Origin of the sequence: Vandammella animalimorsus, assembly GCF_002285265.1 — a bacterium.
Lineage (GTDB): Bacteria > Pseudomonadota > Gammaproteobacteria > Burkholderiales > Burkholderiaceae_C > Lampropedia.
Map to the genome: position 1 here is coordinate 62,323 of NZ_NSJB01000008.1, position 21,130 is coordinate 83,452.

The 21,130-nt window shown below is 67.5% G+C and carries 13 protein-coding genes; 9 read left to right on the plus strand and 4 right to left on the minus strand.

Annotation, left to right across the window (positions count from 1 at the left end; translation table 11 throughout):
* Positions 1 to 17: 17 nt before the first annotated feature.
* The 3 genes from CK625_RS10220 to CK625_RS10230 are packed head-to-tail and all read right to left on the minus strand — an operon-like array spanning position 18 to position 10,413.
* The gene (locus CK625_RS10220; protein WP_095540214.1) at positions 18 to 1,133 is read right to left on the minus strand and encodes a hypothetical protein; all 1,116 of its coding nucleotides are present in this window, start codon (positions 1,131 to 1,133) and stop codon (positions 18 to 20) included.
* 2 nt (positions 1,134 to 1,135) lie between these two features.
* Positions 1,136 to 2,488 (minus strand): aminotransferase class I/II-fold pyridoxal phosphate-dependent enzyme, encoded by a 1,353-nt coding sequence (locus tag CK625_RS10225; RefSeq protein WP_095540215.1) that lies wholly within the window; start codon positions 2,486 to 2,488, stop codon positions 1,136 to 1,138.
* A complete protein-coding gene (locus CK625_RS10230; protein ID WP_095540216.1) occupies positions 2,485 to 10,413 on the minus strand; it encodes a type I polyketide synthase in 7,929 nt (2,642 codons plus the stop codon). Before CK625_RS10230 ends, CK625_RS10225 begins: the two co-directional genes overlap by 4 nt.
* A gap of 887 nt (positions 10,414 to 11,300) precedes the next feature.
* On the opposite strand from CK625_RS10230, the gene groES reads away from it, so the two are divergent.
* The 3 genes from groES to CK625_RS10245 all read left to right on the plus strand — a co-directional run bounded on the left by groES (position 11,301) and on the right by CK625_RS10245 (position 14,528).
* Positions 11,301 to 11,591, plus strand: coding sequence for a co-chaperone GroES (gene groES, locus CK625_RS10235; RefSeq protein ID WP_095540217.1), 291 nt, complete (start codon positions 11,301 to 11,303; stop codon positions 11,589 to 11,591).
* A 108-nt stretch (positions 11,592 to 11,699) separates the two neighbouring features.
* A complete protein-coding gene (gene groL / locus CK625_RS10240; protein WP_095540218.1) occupies positions 11,700 to 13,337 on the plus strand; it encodes a chaperonin GroEL in 1,638 nt (545 codons plus the stop codon).
* A 249-nt stretch (positions 13,338 to 13,586) separates the two neighbouring features.
* The gene (locus CK625_RS10245) at positions 13,587 to 14,528 is read left to right on the plus strand and encodes a DMT family transporter (protein WP_095540219.1); all 942 of its coding nucleotides are present in this window, start codon (positions 13,587 to 13,589) and stop codon (positions 14,526 to 14,528) included.
* A gap of 68 nt (positions 14,529 to 14,596) precedes the next feature.
* Here CK625_RS10245 and CK625_RS10250 read toward each other — a convergent pair whose 3' ends face one another.
* The gene (locus CK625_RS10250; protein WP_095540220.1) at positions 14,597 to 15,670 is read right to left on the minus strand and encodes a YgfZ/GcvT domain-containing protein; all 1,074 of its coding nucleotides are present in this window, start codon (positions 15,668 to 15,670) and stop codon (positions 14,597 to 14,599) included.
* A 160-nt stretch (positions 15,671 to 15,830) separates the two neighbouring features.
* On the opposite strand from CK625_RS10250, the gene mltG reads away from it, so the two are divergent.
* The 6 genes from mltG (at position 15,831) to CK625_RS10280 (ending at position 20,999) form a co-directional block, all read left to right on the plus strand.
* Complete coding sequence (gene mltG / locus CK625_RS10255; RefSeq protein ID WP_172425142.1) at positions 15,831 to 16,826, plus strand: endolytic transglycosylase MltG; 996 nt, start codon at positions 15,831 to 15,833, stop codon at positions 16,824 to 16,826.
* Positions 16,823 to 17,623, plus strand: a complete 801-nt coding sequence (tmk, locus tag CK625_RS10260) for a dTMP kinase (RefSeq protein ID WP_429001311.1) — start codon at positions 16,823 to 16,825, stop codon at positions 17,621 to 17,623. Before mltG ends, tmk begins: the two co-directional genes overlap by 4 nt.
* Positions 17,624 to 17,674: 51 nt before the next feature.
* Complete coding sequence (gene holB / locus CK625_RS10265; protein WP_095540221.1) at positions 17,675 to 18,796, plus strand: DNA polymerase III subunit delta'; 1,122 nt, start codon at positions 17,675 to 17,677, stop codon at positions 18,794 to 18,796.
* Positions 18,797 to 18,855: 59 nt separating this feature from the next.
* A complete protein-coding gene (locus CK625_RS10270; RefSeq protein WP_095540222.1) occupies positions 18,856 to 19,227 on the plus strand; it encodes a PilZ domain-containing protein in 372 nt (123 codons plus the stop codon).
* A gap of 153 nt (positions 19,228 to 19,380) precedes the next feature.
* On the plus strand, positions 19,381 to 20,190 hold the full coding sequence (locus tag CK625_RS10275) for a TatD family hydrolase (RefSeq protein ID WP_095540223.1): 810 nt from the start codon (positions 19,381 to 19,383) through the stop codon (positions 20,188 to 20,190).
* The gene (locus CK625_RS10280; RefSeq protein WP_095540224.1) at positions 20,187 to 20,999 is read left to right on the plus strand and encodes an ankyrin repeat domain-containing protein; all 813 of its coding nucleotides are present in this window, start codon (positions 20,187 to 20,189) and stop codon (positions 20,997 to 20,999) included. Before CK625_RS10275 ends, CK625_RS10280 begins: the two co-directional genes overlap by 4 nt.
* The last annotated feature ends 131 nt before the right edge of the window (positions 21,000 to 21,130 follow it).

Below are 21,130 nucleotides of genomic sequence, written 5' to 3' on the forward strand. Positions count from 1 at the left end.
GCTGGGGGCTGAGGTGTTCAATCGATGTGCTCCCGAATGCCTGCGACGATCATTGCCAGCACGCCCCAGGTGATCAGGCCCAGCAGCAGCGTGGCCAGCACGCCGCGCAGCCGGCGTGGCTCCATGGCGGCATCGGGCAGGCTGGGCTGGGCGATGCGCTCCAGGTACAGCTGCTGGCGTTGGGCCTGATTGCGCGCCTGCTCCAGCGAGCTCAGCGCGCTGGCGAGCTGGCGGTCGGCGAACTCCTTGTCCAGCAGCAGGCGCTGGAATTGCGCCGTCTTGCTGGCCAGCGACTGCTTGCCGCCGGCCACGCGCGCCGACTCGCGCTCGATTTCGTGCTCGAGCATGCGGATGCGCTGGCGTAGCACCGGGATTTGCGGGTTGTCGCGCGTGAGCAGTTGCAACTGGGCCAGCTGCGATTTGGTGGCGATGAGCTCATCTTGCAGCTTGGCGATTTGCTGCAGCGGAATGGCGCTTTGCTGCAGCGGGTCGATCACGCCTGCTTCGTTGCGGTATTGCGCCAGCGCCAGAGCCGCCTGGCGTGCCTGCTCCTGGGCGTGGCGCATTTCTGCGTCGGCAAAGCGCACCATGTCCTGGCGGCCGCGCTCATTGAGCTGGTTGATCAGCGCCTCGCTCATCTGTAGCAGTTGCTCGTTGATGCGCTGTGCATCGGCGGCGCTGGGCGCGCGCACCATCACGGTGGTAATGGAGGAGCTGGCATCGAGCTGCACCTTCACGCGCTTTTGGTAATAGCGGTGCATGTTCTCGAAGCTCTCATCCCAGTCCAGGCCTGGGAAGCGGCTGAAGAGGTCGCCTTGGTCGAAGATGGCGCGCAGGCCCAGTCGCTCGTCCAGCGTGCGCAGCGCATCGCGCGAGAGCATGAAATCCTGCACCGTGTAGCTGTCGTCTTGTGAGCGCACAAAGCCAGAGCCCTGCAGCAGCAGGCCCAGCGAGGAGCTGCTCTGACGCTCCGGGCTGCGCACCACGAAACGTGCTTCGCTGATGTAGACGTCCGAGGCGATCAGGCCGAAATAGGCTGCGGCCGCCAGCACGGGGGCTGCGACGGTGAGCCAGAACAGGCCCTGGGGCCGGAGCAGCCAGGACAGGATTGGCCAGCGGCGTGGTGCAGGCACTTTCAGACGAGCTCCTCAAGAGTGGCGATGGTGTGTTCGATGTGCTGCTCGGTGTGGGCGCAGCTGATGAAAAAGCGCAGCCGTGCGGCCTTTTCCTCGACCGCTGGGTGGATGATGGGCTGGACGTTGATGCCGCGCTCGAATAGCGCCGCAGCCAGGCGCGTGGCCTTGAGTGAGCTGCCGGCAATCAGTGGCACGACGCAATGGCCTTGCGACAGGCCGACATCCAGGCCGCGTGCCTGGGCCAGGCGCAGGAACTGACCGCTGCGCTCGCGCAGCGTGGCCACGCGCTGGGGCTCGGCCAGCATCAGGCGCAGCGCCGCCAGCGAGGCCGCCGCCAGCGGCGGAGAGATGCCGACGCTGTAGACAAAGCCAGCGGCGGAGTACTTCAGCAACTCAATCAGGGCGTGCTCGCCAGCGATGTAGCCACCGCAGCCGGCCAAGGTCTTGCTCAATGTGCCCATCCAGATGTCCACCTCCGCGCCTGCCACGCCGCAGTGTTCGTGCAGGCCCCGGCCGGTGGCGCCGAGCACGCCCAGTGCATGGGCCTCGTCCACCATCAGAAAGGCTTGATGGCGGCGCTTGAGGGCCACCAGCGCGGCCAGGTCGGGACTGTCGCCGTCCATGCTGTAAACCCCTTCGACGACGATCAGCACGCGCTCGAACTGGCCGCGCAGTTGCAGCAGCAATTGCTCCAGCGCAGCCAGGTCGTTGTGCGCAAAGGCGCGCCGCGTCGCGCCCGAGAGCTGGATGCCCTGCAGCACGCTGTTGTGGATCAGGCTGTCGTGCAAGACCAGATCCTTGGGGCCGAACAAGCAGGCAATGGTGTTGACGTTGGTGGCGTGGCCGCTGACGAAGACGGCGCAGTCCTGCACGCCGTACAGCTGCGCCAAGGCCTGCTCCAACTCGCGCTGCACGGGGCGCTCGCCGGCTACCAGGCGGCTGGCGCCAGCGGAAGTGCCATAGCGTTCGATGGCTTCGTGCGCGGCCTGATTGACCTGCGGATGGCCCGAGAGCGCCAGGTAGTTGTAGCTGGAATAGTTCAGGTAATCGCGCCCGGCAATGCGCGTTTGAGCGCTGGCAACGCCTTCATGGACTTTGAAGAACGGGTTGTCCAGACCCAGGCGCTTGGCAGCGGCCTGGGGAATGCGCATTTTTTCGTAGCTGGGGTGGCGGTCAAAGCGGGTGAAGGCCTCGGGCACTTGCGCTGCCGCCGCGGCCGGTTGCCAGGCGGTTGCGGCATGGTTTTGCGGCGCGTGCCCGGCGCCATTGTCATTGACCGACTTGCGCCCCAGGATGCGGTCGATGAGCTGGGTGCGGGCTTTGTGCGTGAGCGGCGATTGTTTGTCCGTCATGGGATCAGCCTTGCTCCTTGCTGCGCCAGTTGACGCGCATCTGCACTGAGCGCCTCGATGTCTTCCGCGCTCAGGCCCTCGCCGTGCTGGGCGGCAATGTGGGCCACTTGTGCAATGCCCACGTCATGGGCGTCATCGCCCGCGCCGTGGCCCAGGCGCGTGACGATGCGCGCACTGACGCTGTGCACGCTGGGGGCGTCGTTGAGCATCATCACGGGCAGTTGCACGCCCAGGCGCTGCTCCAGCCCCAGCGCCAGCTCAACGGCCATCAGCGAGTCCATGCCCAGGTCGTGCAGCGAGCGCTCCGGGGCAATGCGTTCGGCGGCAATGCCCAGGGTTTTGGCCACCTGCTGCGCCACCAGCTCCTGCACGATGCGCAGGACTTGCTCAGGCGTTTTACTGGCAATCAGGCTGCGGATGTCCTGCTCCTGCGCGGCACTGCCGGCGTCGCGGCGCAGCCGGTTGAGCGCTGCAAAGCGGCTGCCTTGGGCGCCGGGCAGCAGCGGCGCGAGCGCGTTCCAGTCGAAGTCCGCAGGCGTGAAGCCAGGCTGCCCGTTGCCGTGGCGCAGTGCCCGGCCTAGCTGTGTCAGGGCCTGCTCGGCGCTCATGGGCGCGCGGCCCAGGCGCTGCGCCAGACTGTCGCGCACGGCGTCGTTGCGGCTGAGGTAGCCCACGTCGGCAATCGGCCCCCAGGCCATGCAGGTGGCGGGCAGGCCCTGTTGCTGGCGCAGGGCCGTCAGCGCCTGCAATCCGGCATTGGCCGCCACGTAGTTGGCCTGGCCTGGATTGCCGATGGCGGTGGTGATGGAGGAGTAGACGATGAAGTGCTGCAGCGCGGCCGTGCGTGTGGCGCGGTGCAGGTTCCAGGCCCCCAGCAGCTTGGCGTGCAGCACGCGCTGCAGGCTGGCGGCATCGAGGCGGGCCAGGATCTGGTCATCAAACACGGCGGCGGCGTGCAGCACGCCCGTCAATGGCGGCAGCTCGCGCTGCACTTGCGCGATCAGCGCATCGACGGCTTGCGCATCGCTGACGTCGCAGGCCCAGGCGCGCACCTGCACGCCCTGGGCTTGCAGCTCGGCCAGGGCCTGGGCTGCGCCGGGCGTGTCAGCGCCGCGCCGCCCGATCAGGGCCAGCTGGCGCACGCCTTGCTGGGCCAGCCAGCGCGCCGAGGCCAGGCCAAAACCCGACAGCCCGCCACTGACCAGCCAGGCACCGCTGCCTGCCAGTAAGGGCTCGGCGGCCTGCTGCGCGGCGGTTGAGCTCATGGCAGGGGCTGGCTTGACCTCAGGCTGCGCCTGGTGCATGGAGACCACGATCTTGCCGATGTGGCGCGCCTGTTGCATGGCACGGAAGGCCTCGACGATGCGCTCGGCCGGAAACGCCCGGTAGGGCAGTGGGGCCAGGATGCGCTCGCGCAAAAGGGCCATGACCTCGCCAAACAGCTTGGCTGCCAATGCCGGTCGGCCAGTCAGCAACTGGTCGGCATCGATACCGAAATAGCTGATGTTGTTGCGCATTGGCCGAAGCCCCAGCGGGGTGTTTTCAAAGAAATCGCGCTTGCCCAACTCCAGGAAGCGTCCGAAGGGCCGCAGCAGCTCCAGGCTGCGGCGCATGGCCTCGCCAGCGAGCGAGTTCAGCACCACGTCCACCCCTTGGCCGTGGGTGACCTGCATGAGGGCATCGGCGAAATCCAGGCTGCGTGAATCGAAGACGCGCTCGACGCCGAGCAAGCGCACGAAATCGCGCTTGTCCTCGCTGCCTGCGCTGGCGTAGACCTCGGCGCCCAGGTGCTGCGCCAGCGCAATGGCGGCCATGCCCACCCCGCCGGCCGCACCGTGGATGAGCACGCGCTCGCCCGGTTGCAGGTCGGCCAGTTGCACCAGTGCGTAATAGACGGTGAAGAACACGGTGGGCACGGTGGCTGCGGCTTCGAAGCTCCAGTGCGCAGGCATGGGCGCCAGCGCGTGGGCCGGTGTGACGACGTGGCTGGCAAAGCAGGCCGGGCCAAAGCCTACGACGGCATCGCCTGGGCGCAGTGTCTTCACTTGTGCGCCCACGCGGTGCACCACGCCAGAGAATTCCAGTCCCAGGCTGGCGCCGGCAAAGCCGTTTTCGACTGCCTCATCGGGCAGCAGGCCCATGAGGTACATCACGTCGCGGAAGTTCAGGCCGGTGGCCATGGTGCGTACTTCGACTTCGTGCGTTTGCAGGGGGCGCTCGGCCTCGGGCAGCCAGACCAGATTACGCAACTGGCCTGGGACATGGAAATCTAGGCGCCAGCGGCTTGTGGGCTGTGGGGGAGGGCCCGGCGGCGCAGCCTGGTGCAACTGCAGGGCATGGCGCGTCTGAGAGGTCAGCAGGATTTCATCCAGCCCGTCGGGGTGCAGGCATTCATTGAGCAGGCGCGGCACGGTCTGCTCAGCGGCTGGGTCGCAGGCCAGTTCGATGAGTGTGCAGGCCAGTTGGGGGAGTTCGTTCATGGCGACGCGCCCCATGCCCCAGAGTGCGGCTTGCGCCGGATTGGGCGCAGCGCTGCCATGCGCTGCCGCTTCGGGCAGGCTGTCGCACAAGGCGCCGCCGCGCGTGACGAGCCACAGGTGCGGCGCATGCGGCTGGTTTGCCAGGCGCTGCATGGCATCGAGCCACTCTGCAGCTCTGGCGGCGGCTTGTTCGGGAGCGTCGTCCCAGCCGCGCAGGTAGATGACACGGCGGGCCTGGCCGCTGGTATCGGCGCTCCAGTCCAGCAGTGCAGTGTCTTTGGTGCGGGAGCCCGTGCCAGCGTTGCTGGCACGGTCCAGGCCATTGGGTGCGCAGGCAGCGTGTTGCAGCAGTATTTGCGCCTGCTGCCCCTGCTCGTGCAGGGCTTGGCGCAATGCCTGGGCCATTGGGGCGCTGGCAGCATCGGCCATCAATAGCCAGGCTGCGGTCGGGGGCGGTGTGGCGGCCTCGGTCTTGGCAGGCATCGCTGGCCGCCGCGCCAGCAGCAGGTAGGCACCTTCGGCCAGGCCTTGTGCGGCTGGCTCGGCAAAGTGGCAGGTTTCGCGCCAGTCTTGTTGCTTCAGTAACTGCTGCCAGGCCTGTGGTGGCAGCAAGGCAGGCAGTGCCTCTGGCGCATGTGCAATGGATGGAGCTTCATCTTGGTTGGAGTCGGCGCTGCCCACTGGCAAGCGCCAGTGGGCGCTATCGAGGCCTTCGAGCAGGCTGGCGCTCCAGTCCGGGTGGCGTTCGGCCAGCAGCAGCAGGCCATCTTCGGCCAGATACTGCTGCGCCTGGGCCAGAGCTGCGCCGAAGTCCCGGGCCAGGTGCAGGCTGTGGTGCAGCAGTACGAGATCGAAGTGCTGCGGCCCCGATCTGTCTGCTGTCAGCGCTCCGCTCAGCGGGTCGAAGCCAGTGACGCTGATGGCAGCGCGATCGGGCAGGGCCGCTTGTAGCTGAGCTTGTAGGCGCTCTTGCAGCGGCGCATCGGGCAGGGCCAGCACGTAGTCCAGCCGGTCATCGGGCAGTTGCTCGGCCAGATCCAGGGCCAGCAGGCTGGGCCCGGCGGCAATCTCCAGCACCCGCAGGCGCTGTGTGGCGGGCCATCGCCGTGCGGCCTCGCGCAGCATGGCTTGCAGCGCCAGGTAGATGCCGCAGTAGGCCGGGTCGTCGCTGTAGAGCGCCTCGGCTGCGGGGGCGCGGCGCAGCGCGGTGAGCAGGGCCAGGGCTGCATCGTTGTCAGCGGCCATGCCGTCGGCGCTGCCCTGTTGCAGCAGCGATGGCAGTTGCGCGCCCACGCGCGCCAGCAGCATCAGTTGGGGGAGGCTGGCGGGGCTGTCGTGCAAGATGGCTTGCCAGAGCTGGCCTGCGGCAGGCAGGGCGTCGGCGCTGGTCAGTTGCCATTGCCCAGGCTGTGGCTGTGTGAGCAGTTGCTCGCGCTGCAGCAGTTGGGCCAACCAGAATGCATAGGGGCGGGCTGCGGCATCACTGAAGCACTGGTGCCAGTGTGGCCCTGCTTGCGCTGCCAGTTGTGCAAAGGCTTGGTATGCGAAGGACAGGGTCAGTGCTTCACATAGGGGCAGGGTTTGCGTGAACCAGGCTTGGCGTTGCGCCTGCCAGGGCGCCAGGGCGGCTTCGGCCTGGGTGCGCAGACTGGCAATGGGCAGGGCATGGCTGCGCAGGCTGTCGCAGGGGTGCGGGGTCAATGGCGCGCTGATGTGCCAATGTGGCGCTGTGGCTGAGATTGGCGCGGCCAGGTGCGCGGCGCGGAAGCGACAGTCTTGCAAGCGGGCGCGCAGCCGGCCTTGCTCGTCCAGCAGCTCGAAGTCAGCCAGCGCTGAGCGGTGGCTGTGGCGGCGCAGTTGCGCGCGCAGGGCCGTAATGGGCGGGGCCTGGTCGTCGGCCACAGCCAGCAGTTCGAGGCGGCCAATCTTGGTGGGCAGCAGGGCAATGCCGTCCCCGGCGTCGATGGCCTGGCCGAAGAAGTCCGCCAGCGTCTGAAAGCAAAGATCAAGCAGCGCCGGATGCAGCTCGTGCTCTTGCGGGCTCAGCGGCGCGGGCAGTTGCAGTTGCGCCTGCAGTTGCTGACCCTGCACCTGCACACTGCGCAGGCCTTGAAAGGCCGGGCCGTACTGTAGGCCCAGGGCTTGGGTGCGGTGGTAGTGGGCGGCGGCATCCGTGATGCTGGCTGTGCTTTCCGGGGCGACGATGCGGGCGCTGGGCTGGAGGGCGCTGGCTTGCAGGATGCGACCTGCGGCGTGCAGGGTCCAGTCGTCGCTGCTCAGGCGCGCGCGGCTGCTGATTTGGAAGCTGCCATCGCGCGGCTGCAGTACCAAGCGCAGGCTGCGCGCCTGATCGGGCTCCAGCACCATGGGGGCGAGGATGTCGAGCTGTTCGATGCGCAGCGGCCCGGCTCCCAGCCATTGGCGCGCGGCGGCCAGCGCCATGTCCGCGTAGGCTGCGCCGGGATAGACGATGGCTCCGCCAACTTGATGGTCGGCCAGCCAGGGCAGGGTGCGAACGTCGAGCACATTGCCCCAGGCGGCCTCAGCCTCGGGCAGCGGCCAGCCGAGCAATGGGTGCAGGCGCTGGCGTGAGAACGCCTGTAGGCTTTCGCTGGTATTGGGGTGCCAGTGGCGCTCGCGCTGCCAAGGGTAGTTGGGCAGGGGCACGCGTGGCGCGGCTTTGGGAAAGTGCTGCTGCAGGCTGCGGCCATCGCCCAGCAGGTGTAAGCGCCCAGCCAGTTCGGTCAGCCGCTGCGGGCCGTCGTTGCCGCGCTGCAGCGAGGGCAAGGCGCGGCCTTGGGCTTTTTCGGCCTGCAGGCTTTCGGTGATGTAACGCTGCAAGATGGCATGGGGGCCGATTTCGACGAAGACTGTGCAGCCCAGCTGCGCCAGAGTTGCTACTGCGCGCTGGAATTGCACAGGCTCGCGCACATTGCGCCACCAGTAGTCAGCATTGAGCGCATGGGCTTCGAGCTGCGTGCCTGTAACGGTAGAGACAAAGGGCTGGGCGCTGGCGCGCCCCGGTGCGAACTGGCTCAGTCGCTGGGCCAGCTCGTCCTCAATGGCGTCCATGACACGGCTGTGAAAGGCGTAGTCCAGCTCCAGCAGTCGGAAGAACACTGGAGTGGCGCGCGCGGCAAGCTGCTGTTCAAGGCGCTGTAGCGCTGGCAGAGGGCCTGCTAGGGTGATGTTGCCTGGGCTATTGATGCCAGCAATTTCGATGCTGGCTTGCAGGCCCAGCTCGGCCAGCAATTGCCGGGTCTGGACCTCGGACAGGCCCAGCGCCGCCATGCGGCCTTGACCGCGCGTCAGGCCCTGGGCCTGGCTGCGGGCACAGATCACGGTGATGGCCTGCTCCAGCGTCAGCGCCCCGGCAGCCCAGGCGGCGGCGATTTCGCCCACGCTGTGCCCGGCGGTGGCATCCGGCGCAATGCCTTGCTCGCGCAGCCAGAGGGTCAGCGCCACCTGGATGGCAAACAGCAGCGGTTGGGCAACGGTGGTGTCTTGCAAGGCCTGGGCATCGCCAGCTTGCAACAGTGGCAGCAGTGCAAAGCCGGCCTGTGGGCGCATGGCTTCGTCCAGTTGGGTCAGCAGTTGCGCAAAACGGGGCGATTGGGCCAGCAGCGCCTGGCCCATGCCGGCCCATTGGGCGCCATTGCCAGAGTAGACGAAGGCTAGGCCACCGGCAGGCGTCAGGGCTTCTTCACAGACGATGTGTGGCGAGGGCTTGCCGCTGGCATGGGCGCGCAGTGCGCTGCAGGCCTGGGCCAGCGTCGGCGCTTGCAGCAGCAGGCGCTGCTCCAGGTGCTCGCGGTGCAGGGCTGCGCTGCGCGCAATGGCGTAGAAGGCCTGCGGCTGTTGGCCGTCAAGCCAGTCGGCATAGCGTTGCGCCAGTACGCGCAGCGCCTGTGGCGTGCGCGCCGAAAGCCGCAGTGGGGCCATGGGCGCGGCGGCCGTAGCCGCGCCAGTGGCTGACTGGTTGGCATTGGTCGCGCATCCGGCGCCTGGGTTTGGGCTCTTGGCGATGGACCCACTGGGCAGGAACTCTTGCAGCAGCACATGGGCATTGGCGCCACCAAAGCCAAAGGAGTTGACGCCGGCCACCAGTGGCCGCTGCTGTGCGGCCAGGCCTTGGCGCAGTGGCGTGGCGCTGCGCACCGGCGCCAGGTTCAGAGCGGCAAAGTCGATGTGCGGATTGAGGGTGTGCAGGTGTGGTGTGGGTGGCAGCGCGCGGTGGCGCAATGCCAGGATGGCCTTGATCAGCCCGGCCATGCCCGAGGCCGCTTCGAGGTGCCCAAGATTGGCCTTGACCGAGCCAATGGGCAGGGGCTGGGTGCGACCCTGGCCGTAGACGGCGCCGATGGCAGCGCTTTCGACCGGATCGCCCACGGCGGTGCCTGTGCCGTGGGCCTCGATGAAGTCGATGTCGTGAGCCGCCAGGCCGCTGCGCGCCAATACCTGGCGCATCAGCTCAGCCTGGCCAGCGCTGCTGGGGATGGTGATGCCGCTTTTGCGCGCGCCATCGGCGTTGACGCCGCTGGCCAGAATCACGGCCTGCACGTTGTCGCCATCGACCAATGCGCGCTGCAGCGGTTTGAGCAGCAGCACGGCTGCGCCTTCGGCGCGCACGTAGCCGTCGCCGCTGGCATCGAAGGGTTTGCAGCGTCCGCCGGCCGAGAGCATCGAGGCCTTGGTAAAGCCGATGAAGGGGTAAGGGTGCAGCAACAGACTGACGCCGCCGACCAGAGCCATTGAGGCCTCGCCGCTGCGCAGGCTGTTGCAGGCATGGTGCAGAGCCACCAGCGATGAGGAGCAGGCCGTGTCCACCGCCAGCGACGGACCATGCAGATCGAACACGTAGGACAGGCGGTTGGCGGCAATGCTCAGGGTGTTGCCGGTCATGGAGTGCGCCGTCATGCTGGCCAGGTCGTCCAGGCCGCGCGTGCCGTAGTCCAGACTGGAGATGCCTACATAGACGGCGCAATCGCTGCCTGCCAGAGAGCTGGCGGCGATGCCGGCGTTTTCCATGGTCTCCCAGGCCAGCTCCAGCAGTAGGCGCTGCTGTGGATCCATCCAGGCCGCTTCACGCGGTGCGATGCCGAAGAAGCCTGCGTCGAATTCATCGATGCGCGACAGCACGCCAGCAGAGAAAGTGATGCTGCGCCCGGGCTCGGCGCGGCACGGATGCTGCAGTGTGTCGGTGGCCCAGCGCCCGGGCGGTACCTGCGTGACCAGATCGCGCCCCTCTTGCAGCGCCTGCCACAGGCTGGCCTCGTCGCCAAGATCGCCGGGCAGGCGGAAAGCCATGCCGACGATGGCCACGGCCGACTCGCTGGCCGGGCCTTGCCAAATGCTGCGCGCAGCGTGGGCGGCCGGGTTTGGGCTCGATGGCGATGGCCTGCGCTGACCTTGGGGGGCTGGCAGAGTTTCCTTGGATGCAGGCATGGGTTGGACTGAGCTTTGCGGCTTCCCTGGGATTTCAGAGGGCTGGAGCCACACATGATTGGCATGTGCACTGGGCCAGCAGCGCCGCTCATATTTTTATGGGGATAAATCTGTGACGAAGCTTTTGGCCCGGTGTTTTTTCTGAATGAGCAAGCCGCTGGATTCTATGGACGCATCGGCGCCGGGCTGTAATGGCCTGGCGGTTTTTATTTGTCGAGTGTTGCTATTTGTATCTTTAGGTTGATTCAGGGTGCCGCCATCAAGGTCTTGGCTTTGCAGGCCGTAATGGTTTTAATGTGCTGATTTGTCGAAACAAATTGTTTCTATAAAAACATTGAGAGCGGATTGGTTTGATATTTAATTGACAATCAAATTGTGAATATTTTATGGATGGCTTAACTTGGCTTTAATTTCTGAGTAATTTTTCATCTTTATTGTCATTGAATAGTTAAAAATTGAATGCAGGTTCGCGCGTCTTCTGCGGGACAGTGTGCGCTGTAGGGACAGTGTGCGCTGTAGGGACAGTGTGCGCTGTAGTTGGGGAGCTGCGTGAATATGCCTTGACACAGCGAGCTGCCGCGATGGTCGCTGCCAGTGCCTGGGCGAGCGGCGCAACCGTCCGCCCGCAGCCAGCAGCGCGGCGAGGCGATGCGCGAAGAGTCTCAGCAGGAGAGGACTTAGGGCCCGCAAAAAATTGCACAGCAGTCCCTTGAAATGGCTTTTTTCGTCCGTATCATTAGCACTCGTTGCGGGTGAGTGCTAGCAGTTGCTTTGTTTTGCTTGGCTTCGCCCGGCCAATGGGGGTTGTGCAGCGGTCTGAACACCGCCTGTCAGGTCGAGCCACAGCCCCGCCGTTCAATTTTTTTGCAATTCTCAGGAGAGAACACATGGCTCTGCGTCCTTTGCACGATCGCGTGATCGTCAAGCGTCTGGAAAACGAAACCACCACCGCCTCGGGCATCGTCATCCCCGACAACGCCGCCGAGAAGCCCGACCAGGGTGAAGTGCTGGCCGTGGGCCCCGGCAAGCGCGATGACGACGGCGACCGCCTGTCCATGGACGTGAAGGTCGGCGACCGCGTGCTGTTTGGCAAGTACAGCGGCCAGTCCGTCAAGGTCGATGGCCAGGAAGTGCTGGTGCTCAAGGAAGACGACATCTTCGCCGTCGTCGAGAAGTAATCCAGTAATCGGGCGGCCTGCACGCGCCCCATCCCCATTCATTTCTGTTGAGCCGGGCATCGCCCCTGTTGTGCGGCCTGCGCTCATATCCATTGGAGATTTTTCAAAATGGCAGCAAAAGACGTAGTTTTCGGCACCGATGCACGCACTCGCATCGTCGAAGGTGTCAACATCCTGGCCAACGCCGTCAAGGTCACGCTGGGCCCCAAGGGCCGCAACGTGGTGCTGGAGCGCTCCTTCGGCGCCCCCACCGTGACCAAGGACGGTGTGTCCGTGGCCAAGGAAATCGAGCTCAAGGACAAGCTGCAGAACATCGGCGCCCAGCTGGTCAAGGAAGTGGCTTCCAAGACCAACGACATCGCCGGTGACGGCACCACCACCGCCACCGTGCTGGCCCAGTCCATCGTGCGCGAAGGCCTGAAGTACGTGGCCGCCGGCCACAGCCCGATCGAAGTCAAGCGCGGCATCGACAAGGCCGTGGCCGAGCTGGTCGAGCAGCTGAAGTCGCAGTCCAAGACCATCACCACTTCCAAGGAAATCGCCCAGGTCGGCTCCATCTCCGCCAACAGCGATGAGGACGTGGGCAAGATCATCGCCGAGGCCATGGACAAGGTCGGCAAGGAAGGCGTGATCACCGTGGAAGAAGGCAAGAGCCTGAACAACGAGCTGGACGTTGTCGAAGGCATGCAGTTCGACCGCGGCTACCTCAGCCCCTACTTCATCAACAACCCCGACAAGCAAGTGGCGGTGCTGGACAACCCCTTCGTGCTGCTGTTCGACAAGAAGATCAGCAACATCCGCGACCTGCTGCCCACGCTGGAGGCTGTTGCCAAGGCCAGCCGCCCGCTGCTGATCATTGCCGAGGACGTTGAAGGCGAAGCCCTGGCCACGCTGGTGGTCAACACCATCCGCGGTATCCTGAAAGTGGTGGCCGTCAAGGCCCCTGGCTTTGGTGACCGCCGCAAGGCCATCCTGGAAGACATCGCCATCCTGACGGGCGGCAAGGTCATCGCCGAGGAAGTGGGCCTGAGCCTGGAGAAGGTGACCCTGGCCGACCTGGGCCAGGCCAAGCGCATCGAAGTGGGCAAGGAAAACACCACCATCATCGACGGCGAAGGCAAGGCCGACGACATCGAGGCGCGCGTCAAGCAAATCCGCGTGCAGATCGAGGAAGCCACCTCTGACTACGACCGTGAGAAGTTGCAAGAGCGCGTGGCCAAGCTCGCTGGCGGCGTGGCCGTGATCAAGGTCGGTGCAGCCACCGAAGTGGAAATGAAGGAGAAGAAGGCCCGCGTGGAAGACGCTCTGCACGCCACCCGCGCTGCCGTGGAAGAAGGCATCGTCGCTGGCGGTGGCGTGGCCCTGCTGCGCGCCAAGGCGGCCGTGGAAGGCAAGCTCAAGGGCGACAACGCCGAGCAGGAAGCGGGCATCCGCCTGATCCTCAAGGCCATCGAGGCGCCGCTGCGTGAAATCGTCGCCAACGCCGGTGGCGAGCCCTCCGTGGTGGTCAACAAGGTGCTCGAAGGCCAGGGCAACTTCGGCTTCAACGCCGCCAACGACAGCTATGGCGACATGCTGGAGCTGGGCATTCTGGACCCCACCAAGGTCACCCGCACCGCGCTGCAAAACGCCGCTTCCGTGGCCTCGCTGCTGCTGACGACCGAGGCCGTGATCGCCGAAGCCCCGAAGGAAGACGCGCCGGCAGCGCCTGCTATGCCCGACATGGGCGGCATGGGCGGCTTCTGATGCGCCACTGACGAGAGACCGGCCGCCCGCGATCGGCCGGCCTGTCAGGCGCCCTGGCCCACACCCTTGCGCTCCTTGTGCAAGAGTGCTGGGCAGGCGCCATTTCCACCCAACCCGGCCCATGGCCGGGTTTTGTTTTGCGCGCGTTGCTGCAAGTGGCTGTCAGGCGCTGGAATAATGCGCGCCCGCACCTGCATCCAAGCGCTTCGAAAAGTGCGCGGGGCAGACCTTCCCTCGCATTTGCCCACCATGCCGACCGCATCATCCCCCGCCGTTGCCGCCCCGGCAGCTCCCAGCCCTGCGCCGCCCATGGCCTCGGGCTTGCTGCTGGCGGCGCTGGGGGCCGTGGCCTTCAGCGGCAAGGCCATCATCGTCAAACTGGCCTACCGGCATGGCGTCGATGCGGTCACGCTCATCATGTACCGCATGCTGTTTGCGCTGCCCCTCTTCGTCGCCATGGCCTGGTGGGGCGGGCGCGGCAAGCCGCCGCTGACGCGGCGCGACATGCTGGCCGTCATGGGCCTGGGCATCTCGGGCTACTACCTGGCCAGCCTGCTGGACTTCATGGGCCTGCAATACATCAGCGCCGGGTTGGAGCGGCTCATCCTCTACCTAACACCCACCTTGGTCATGCTGCTGGGCTGGGCGCTGCGCGGCGCGCGCCTGAGCCGCCGCCACTGGCTGGCCGTGCTTGTGAGCTACAGCGGCGCGCTGCTGGTCTTCGGGCGAGAGATGCAACTGCCAGGCACGGCAGACACCGCCCTGGGGACGGCCCTGGTCTTTGGCGGCACCGTCAGCTATGCCCTGTACCTGTTTTTCAGCGGCGAATACGTGCAGCGCCTGGGGGCCTTGCGCCTGGTCGGGCTGGCCACCAGCTTTGCCTGCCTGTGCTGCATTGCGCAATTTCTGCTGACCCGCCCATTGAGCGCCGCGCAGCAGGTGGCCACGCCGGTGCTGTGGCTGAGCCTGCTCAACGCCACGGCCTGCACCGTGGCGCCCGTGCTGATGGTGATGATGGCCATGGAGCGCATCGGCGCCAGCTTGACGGCGCAGATCGGCATGATCGGCCCGCTGTCCACCATCGCCATGGGCGTCTGGCTGCTGGGCGAGCCCTTCACCCCATGGCTGGCCGCCGGCACGGTGCTGGTCGTGGCCGGCATCTGGCTGTTCAGCCGCGCCGGGCGGCGCTGAACGGCTGAGCCGACTTCAACAGCCGCCTGGGCGCGGCGGCGTCCTGGCTTGTGTCTTGTGTGTCTGCCTCACACATCGTCCAGGATCGGATAGGGCGCGGGCTGGATCTGCAGCGGCGTGGCGCTGCTGCCGGGGGCGGCCAGTTGCAGTGGCTGGCTGGCGCAGTCCGTTTTCAGCGAGACGATGGCGGCGAAGGGGCGCGGGCCGCTGCCGCTGGCTTCTGTCTGGCTGTGCCAGGCCGATTGCACGACGACGCCGCAAGGCTGGTCGGGGTCGCTGGCGGAGAAGATTTCCGTGCCGGGCTCGGGCAGCTCTGCGGCCTGGCCGTTGGCCAGGAAGGCGCGGCGCTTGATGGCACCGCGGAACTGGCTGCGCGCCACCACTTCCTGGCCGGGGTAGCAGCCTTTCTTGAAGCTGACGCCGCCCACCGATTCGTAGTTGAGCATTTGCGGCACGAACAGCTCGACCACGGGGGCGCTGATGGTGGCCACGCCGGCCAGCACTTCTGAATACGCCCAGGCGGCGCAGGCCTGCTGCTGCGCCCGTGTGGCGGGCAGGCTGGCGGCGCTGCCGCTGGGGGCGATGTGCAGCGCCCGGGGCTGGCCGGCGGCCGGGTACAGGCCGATGACCCAGGCCGGTGCGGCATCGGCCGCTGCGCCGCTGCGCGCGGCGGCGTTGGCCACGGCTTGCCAGGGGGCCAGCGGGGCTGGCTCAGGGGTATGGCCAGCGGCGTCGCCAGCGTCAGCGGCCAGGGTGGCCGAGATGGCCTGCTCGATGGCGGCCTGGCCCAGCAGCCCGTGCAGCTGCCATTGCGCGCTGGCGTCGCTCAGGCGCACTTTGGCGCGCAGGATGAACATGGACAGGCGTTTTTGCACGGCCGCCAGCACGCTGCGGTGCACCAGCAGCAGCACGTCCGTGGGGCCCAGGCGCACGCCGATGAAGCTGGCCTGCATGCGCCCCTTGGCGCTCAGATAGGCCGCCAGGCGCGCGCTGTCGTGGCCCAGCAGGGCGAAGTCGTTGCTCAGCTGGCTTTGCAAGAATTGCAACGCATCGTCGCCGCTGCAGTGCAACACGCCCAGCTCGGTGATGGGGCAGATGGCGGCAGTGGCATTGGGCTGGGCAGGGGCGGCAAGGGCGGACATGGGGTCGATTGGGGCTGTATGACGGGAAGGGGGCGGGCCCGGCAGGGGCCAGCGGGCCGGTGCGGATGGCGCGGGGTTTCGTGCTATCGTGCGCGGCTTTTGCGGCCCTGGCGCTGCGCACGGCGCGGCCCGGTTTTTAACAGAAGGAAGCCCTCCCTTGCTGCGCAAGTTGTTTTTGTTCCTGTTGCTGGTGCTGGCTTTGCTGGGCGCGGCGCTGGCCTATGGCCTGTGGTGGCACGATCAGCCGCTGCACATCGAGCCCGCCCCGGCCGAGCTGACGATTGCGCGCGGCGCCACGCCGCGCGGCGTGGCGCAGGCGCTGGTCGATGCCAAGGTGTTCCAGTTGCCGCCCGCGCTGCTGTACTGGGGGCTGCGCGCCAGCGGCCAGGGCCGGCGCATCAAGGCCGGCTATTACGAATTCGACAGCGGCGTCACGCCCCGGCAGGTGCTGCGGCGCCTGGTGCGCGGTGAGCAGACCCTGCAATCCATCACCTTCGTCGAGGGCTGGACCTTCAAGCAAATGCGCCAGCTGCTGGCCCAGCAGCCGCTGCAGCACCAGACGGCGGGGCTGAGCGATGCGCAAATCATGGCCCAGCTCGGTCGCGAAGGGGTGCACCCCGAGGGGCGCTTTTTCCCCGACACCTATTTCTTTGCCAAGGGCAGCAGCGATCTGGCCGTGCTCGAACAATCGCTGCAGGCCATGGACCGCATGCTGGAGGCCGCCTGGCAGCAGCGTGACCGCAATCTGCCACTGAAAAAGCCCGATGAGGCGCTGATCCTGGCCAGCATCGTCGAGAAGGAAACCGGCCAGCACAGCGACCGGGGCCGCATTGCCGGGGTGTTCATCAACCGGCTCAACAAAGGCATGCTGCTGCAGACCGACCCGAGCGTGATCTACGGCCTGGGCGACGCCTACGACGGCCGCCTGCGCCGCCGCCACCTGGAGGCTGACACGCCCTGGAACACCTACACCCGCGCCGGCCTGCCGCCCACGCCCATTGCCATGCCCGGCAAGCAATCGTTGCTGGCAGCGGTGCAGCCGGAGAAAACCAGCGCGCTGTACTTCGTGGCGCGCGGCGATGGCTCCAGCGAATTCAGCGATACCCTGCAGCAACACAACCGCGCGGTGGACCGCTACATCCGGGGCAAGCCATGAGCCAGGCCAGCATGCCGCCACAGCCGCAACCCCCATCGCCTGCGCCGCTGCCCGCGTCACTGCCCGCGCGGCGCGGCTGGTTCATCAGCGTCGAGGGCATCGATGGCGCAGGCAAGTCCGCCCATCTGGAGGCCATGGCCCAGGCCTTGCGCGCCCAGGGCCAAAGCGTGCTGTGCACGCGTGAGCCCGGCGGCACGCCGCTGGGCGAGCGGCTGCGCGAGCTGCTGCTGCACGAGCGCATGGATGCGCTGAGCGAAACCCTGCTGGCCTTTGCCGCCCGGCGCGAGCACCTGCTGCAGGTCATCGCGCCGGCGCTGCGCCAGGGCACGACCGTGCTGTGCGATCGCTTCACCGATGCCACCTTCGCCTACCAGGGCGGCGGGCGCAGCCAGCCCTGGGCCTGGATCGAGCAGCTGCAGGCCTGGGTGCAGGGCGGCCACGCGCTGCCGCCGCCCCCGGCTGCCGCCCCCGGCCAGCAGGCCGATGCGGGTGCCGCCGATGCCGATGCCGGCTCGGGCGGCGACAGCGGCCTGCTGCAGCCGGACTGCACGCTGTGGTTTGACCTGCCGCCGGCCGTGGCCGCGCAGCGCCTGCGCCAGGCGCGCACGCCCGACCGCTTCGAGCAGGAGGCCCAGGCATTCTTCGAGCGCGTGGCGCAGGGCTATGCGCGCTGCGCCGCCCAGCAGCCGGCGCGCTTCGTGCGCATCCATGCCGATGCGCCACTGGCCCAGGTGCAGGCCGAGGTGCTGGCGGCGCTGCGCGCGCGCGGTCTGCTGGCGCCGACCCCGCAGGCCTGAGGCCAGCGCGCGCTACCGACGCAGATCCGGACACACCCCAGGCAAGCAATCATGGCCAAACGTCCCACCGCCACCGCAGCAGCGCCCACCCCGGCTGTCGCGCCGCCCATGCCCTGGCTGCAGCCGCAGCTGCAGGCGCTGCTGCGCCAAAGCGGCCATGCGCTGCTGCTCGAAGGCCCATCGGGCCTGGGGCAGTTCGAGCTGGGCCTGGCCTGGGCCCAGGCCGTGCTGTGCGAAGCCCAGCCTGCCGCAGATGGCGCGCCGCTGCAGCCGGCCTGCGGCCAGTGTGAAAGCTGCCACGCCATGGCCGTGCACACCCACCCGGATTTGCTGGTGCTGCTGCCCGAGGCGCTGCAGCTGCAATGGGGCTGGGCCGCCGCGCCCGAGACCGAGGGCGATGCCAAGCGCAAGCCCAGCCGGGAGATCCGCGTCGAGGCCATGCGCCAGATGATCACCTTCAGCCAGCGCACCGATGCGCGCGGCCGCGGCAAGGTGGTGCTGGTCTACCCGGCGGAAAACATGAATCTGGTGACGGCCAATGCGCTGCTCAAAACCCTGGAGGAGCCGCCGGGCAATACCCGCTTCGTGCTCGCCAGCCAGGCCGCGCACCGGCTGCTGCCCACCATCCGCAGCCGCTGCCACGCCTGGAAAATGCAATGGCCCGATGCCGAGCAGGTGCAGCAATGGCTGGCCGCTTCGGGCGCGGCCGCGCCGCAGATCGAGGCCGCGCTGGCCGCGGCCGGTGGCCGCCCGCAGGATGCCTGGGCCCTGCTGCAGGCGGGCTTTGATGCCCAGCAGTGGCTGGCCCTGCCCGGGCAATTGGCCCAGGGGCGGCCCGGCTGGCTGGCCGAGACCACGCCCAGCCAGGCCATTGCCGTGCTGCAGCAAATCTGCCACGACGCCATGGCCCTGGTGGCCGGCGCCGCGCCGCGCTACTTCAGCCGCGCGGCCCTGGCCGCCTGCCTGCCAGGCTGGGCCGTGGCCGGGCCGCAGGCCGAGGCGGTGCAAGCGGGCGCTGCCGCGGCGCAGCGCCAGCGCGCTTTCGAGCGCCTGGGGCGCTGGTCGGCCGAGCTGCTGCAGGCCGCCCGCACCAGCGAACACCCCTACGCGCAAGAGCTGATGCTGGCCGCGCTTGTGGAGCAGGCGCGCAGTGCCCTAAACTTACGCGCCTGATGCCGCGGCGCGCCCGCTGCCGCGGCAGCCCCTGGCCCATCGAACCACGCCTTTTCACCATGAATGCCACAGCCGACGACACCAGCAAGGCCGCGCGTCCCAGCGTGATCCAGCTCAACATCAAGGAAAAGGCGGCGCTGTATGCCTCCTACATCCCCTTGTTCAAGGAAGGCGGCATCTTCGTGCCCACGCAGCGCGAGTACCAGATGGGCGACAGCATCTTCGTCATGCTGACGCTGCCCGACGACCCGAAGAAGTACGCCATCGCCGGCACCGTGGCCTGGATCACCCCGGCCGGGGCCTCGGGCGGGCGCACGCAGGGCGTGGGCGTGCGCTTTCCGGCCGATGAAAAATCGGCCGAGCTGCGCACCAAGATCGAAAACCGCCTGGGCTCGGCGCTGAACTCCGGCCGCCCCACGCACACGGTGTGAACAGGTTTTGAGATCGCTTGCCACCCTGGCCGCCCCGGCGCAGCACCGGCCCGCATGGGCCGGTTTTCCGTTGCCTGGCGTTCAAAGCAGCGGCTGCATCTTGATCCACCGGTCTGGCTGCCCTGGCGCGGGCAGTATTTCCATTTCTGTTTCATGTACATCGATTCGCACTGCCATTTGAGCTTCCCCGAGCTGTACCCGCAGCTGCCTGCCATCCGCGAGGCCATGCAGGCCGCGCAGGTGGACAAGGCGCTGTGCATCTGCACCACGCTGGAGGAATTCGAGCGCGTGCACGCGCTGGCGCTGCAGCACCCCAACATCTGGTGCACGGTGGGCGTGCACCCGGACAACGAAGGCGTGGCCGAGCCCGATCTGGACACGCTGCTGGCGCTGGGCGCGCGCGAGAAGGTCGTGGGCATTGGCGAGACCGGCCTGGACTATTACGACATGCCCGGGCGCAAGGGCGGGCGCAGCATTGCCGACATGCACTGGCAGCGTGAGCGCTTTCGCGTGCACATTCGCGCCGCGCGCGCGCTGCGCAAGCCGCTGGTGATCCACACGCGCGACTCGGCGCTGGCCACGCTGCAGATCCTGCGCGAGGAGGGCGAGGATGGCCGCGGCAACCAGGCCGGCGGCGTGTTTCACTGCTTCGTCGAGGACGTGCCAGTTGCGCGCCAGGTGCTGGAGCTGGGCTACTACATCTCCTTTGCCGGCATCGTCACCTTCAAGAACGCCAGGCAGGTGCAGGAGGTGGCGCGCTACGTGCCGCTCGATCGCCTGCTGATCGAGACCGACAGCCCGTATCTGGCCCCGGTGCCGCACCGCGGCAAGACCAACAGCCCGGCCTACGTGCCGCACGTGGCGCAGTGCATTGCCACGCTGCGCGGCATCAGCGCCGAGCAGGTCGGCCAGGCCAGCAGCGAGAATTTCCACAGCCTTTTCCATGGAGTGACTGCCGCATGAAGCAAGCCCTGCAAACCCCTGGCCTTCAACGCCGCACGCCGGCCCTGGCCCTGGCTGGCGTGGCCGCCACACTGGCGCTGGGCCTGCTGGCCGCGCCAGAAGCCACTTGGGCGCAACAGCCCCAACAGCCGGGCGCGAAGGCCGCGCAGGCCGCGCGCCAGAATGAGCCCGGCGTCGAGCGCCTGTTCACCGCCGTCAAGCGCGACAACGGCTCGGCCATGCAGCGCCTGCTGGCCGAGGGCGCCAACCCCAATGTGCGCGATGCGGCCAGCGGCCAGACGCCGATGACGCTGGCGCTGCAGCTCGAGAGCCTGAACGTCTTCAACGCGCTGATGGCCTCGCGCAGCACCAACGTCGAATACCGCAACGCGCGCGACGAAAGCCCGCTGATGATGGCCGCCATCCGGGGCAACCTCGACGCCGTCACGCGCCTGGTGCGCCAGGGCGCGCACGTCAACAAGCCGCAGTGGACGCCGCTGCACTACGCCGCCTCGGGCACCTCCGAGGAGCACCAGCTGGCCATCACCGAGCTGCTGCTGGCGCAGCACGCCTACATCGACGCGCAATCGCCCAATGGCACCACGCCGCTGATGATGGCCGCCCAATACGGCACCGATGCCGTGGCGCGGCTGCTGATGCAGGAAGGGGCCGACCCGCTGATGAAAAACCAGCTGGGCATGACGGCGGTGGACTTTGCGCGCCGCGTCGGACGCGAGAGCCTGGCCAAGGAAATCATCCGCTACAGCCAGCAGGTGCAGCAGCGCCGCAGCCAGCCGCGCCCGACGACTGCGCAGCCCGCCGCGCGTTGAGCGGCGCTGGCGGGCTGGGCGCTTGACTGGGGGCTTGACTGGGCGCTGGGCGCATCAGCGCGCACAAGGCTGTCAGGTTTTGGGCCGCTGGCGCGACTATGGCAGTGTCCATCGACTGCAAAGGAGAGAAA

Bases quoted from the DNA above. Each gene is read 5' to 3' on its own strand.
- CK625_RS10225 (WP_095540215.1), bottom strand. From the start codon at position 2,488: ATGACGGACAAACAATCGCCGCTCACGCACAAAGCCCGCACCCAGCTC.
- CK625_RS10230 (WP_095540216.1), bottom strand. From the start codon at position 10,413: ATGCCTGCATCCAAGGAAACTCTGCCAGCCCCCCAAGGTCAGCGCAGG.
- groES (WP_095540217.1), top strand. From the start codon at position 11,301: ATGGCTCTGCGTCCTTTGCACGATCGCGTGATCGTCAAGCGTCTGGAA.
- groL (WP_095540218.1), top strand. From the start codon at position 11,700: ATGGCAGCAAAAGACGTAGTTTTCGGCACCGATGCACGCACTCGCATC.
- CK625_RS10245 (WP_095540219.1), top strand. From the start codon at position 13,587: ATGCCGACCGCATCATCCCCCGCCGTTGCCGCCCCGGCAGCTCCCAGC.
- CK625_RS10250 (WP_095540220.1), bottom strand. From the start codon at position 15,670: ATGTCCGCCCTTGCCGCCCCTGCCCAGCCCAATGCCACTGCCGCCATC.
- tmk (WP_429001311.1), top strand. From the start codon at position 16,823: ATGAGCCAGGCCAGCATGCCGCCACAGCCGCAACCCCCATCGCCTGCG.
- holB (WP_095540221.1), top strand. From the start codon at position 17,675: ATGGCCAAACGTCCCACCGCCACCGCAGCAGCGCCCACCCCGGCTGTC.
- CK625_RS10270 (WP_095540222.1), top strand. From the start codon at position 18,856: ATGAATGCCACAGCCGACGACACCAGCAAGGCCGCGCGTCCCAGCGTG.
- CK625_RS10275 (WP_095540223.1), top strand. From the start codon at position 19,381: ATGTACATCGATTCGCACTGCCATTTGAGCTTCCCCGAGCTGTACCCG.
- CK625_RS10280 (WP_095540224.1), top strand. From the start codon at position 20,187: ATGAAGCAAGCCCTGCAAACCCCTGGCCTTCAACGCCGCACGCCGGCC.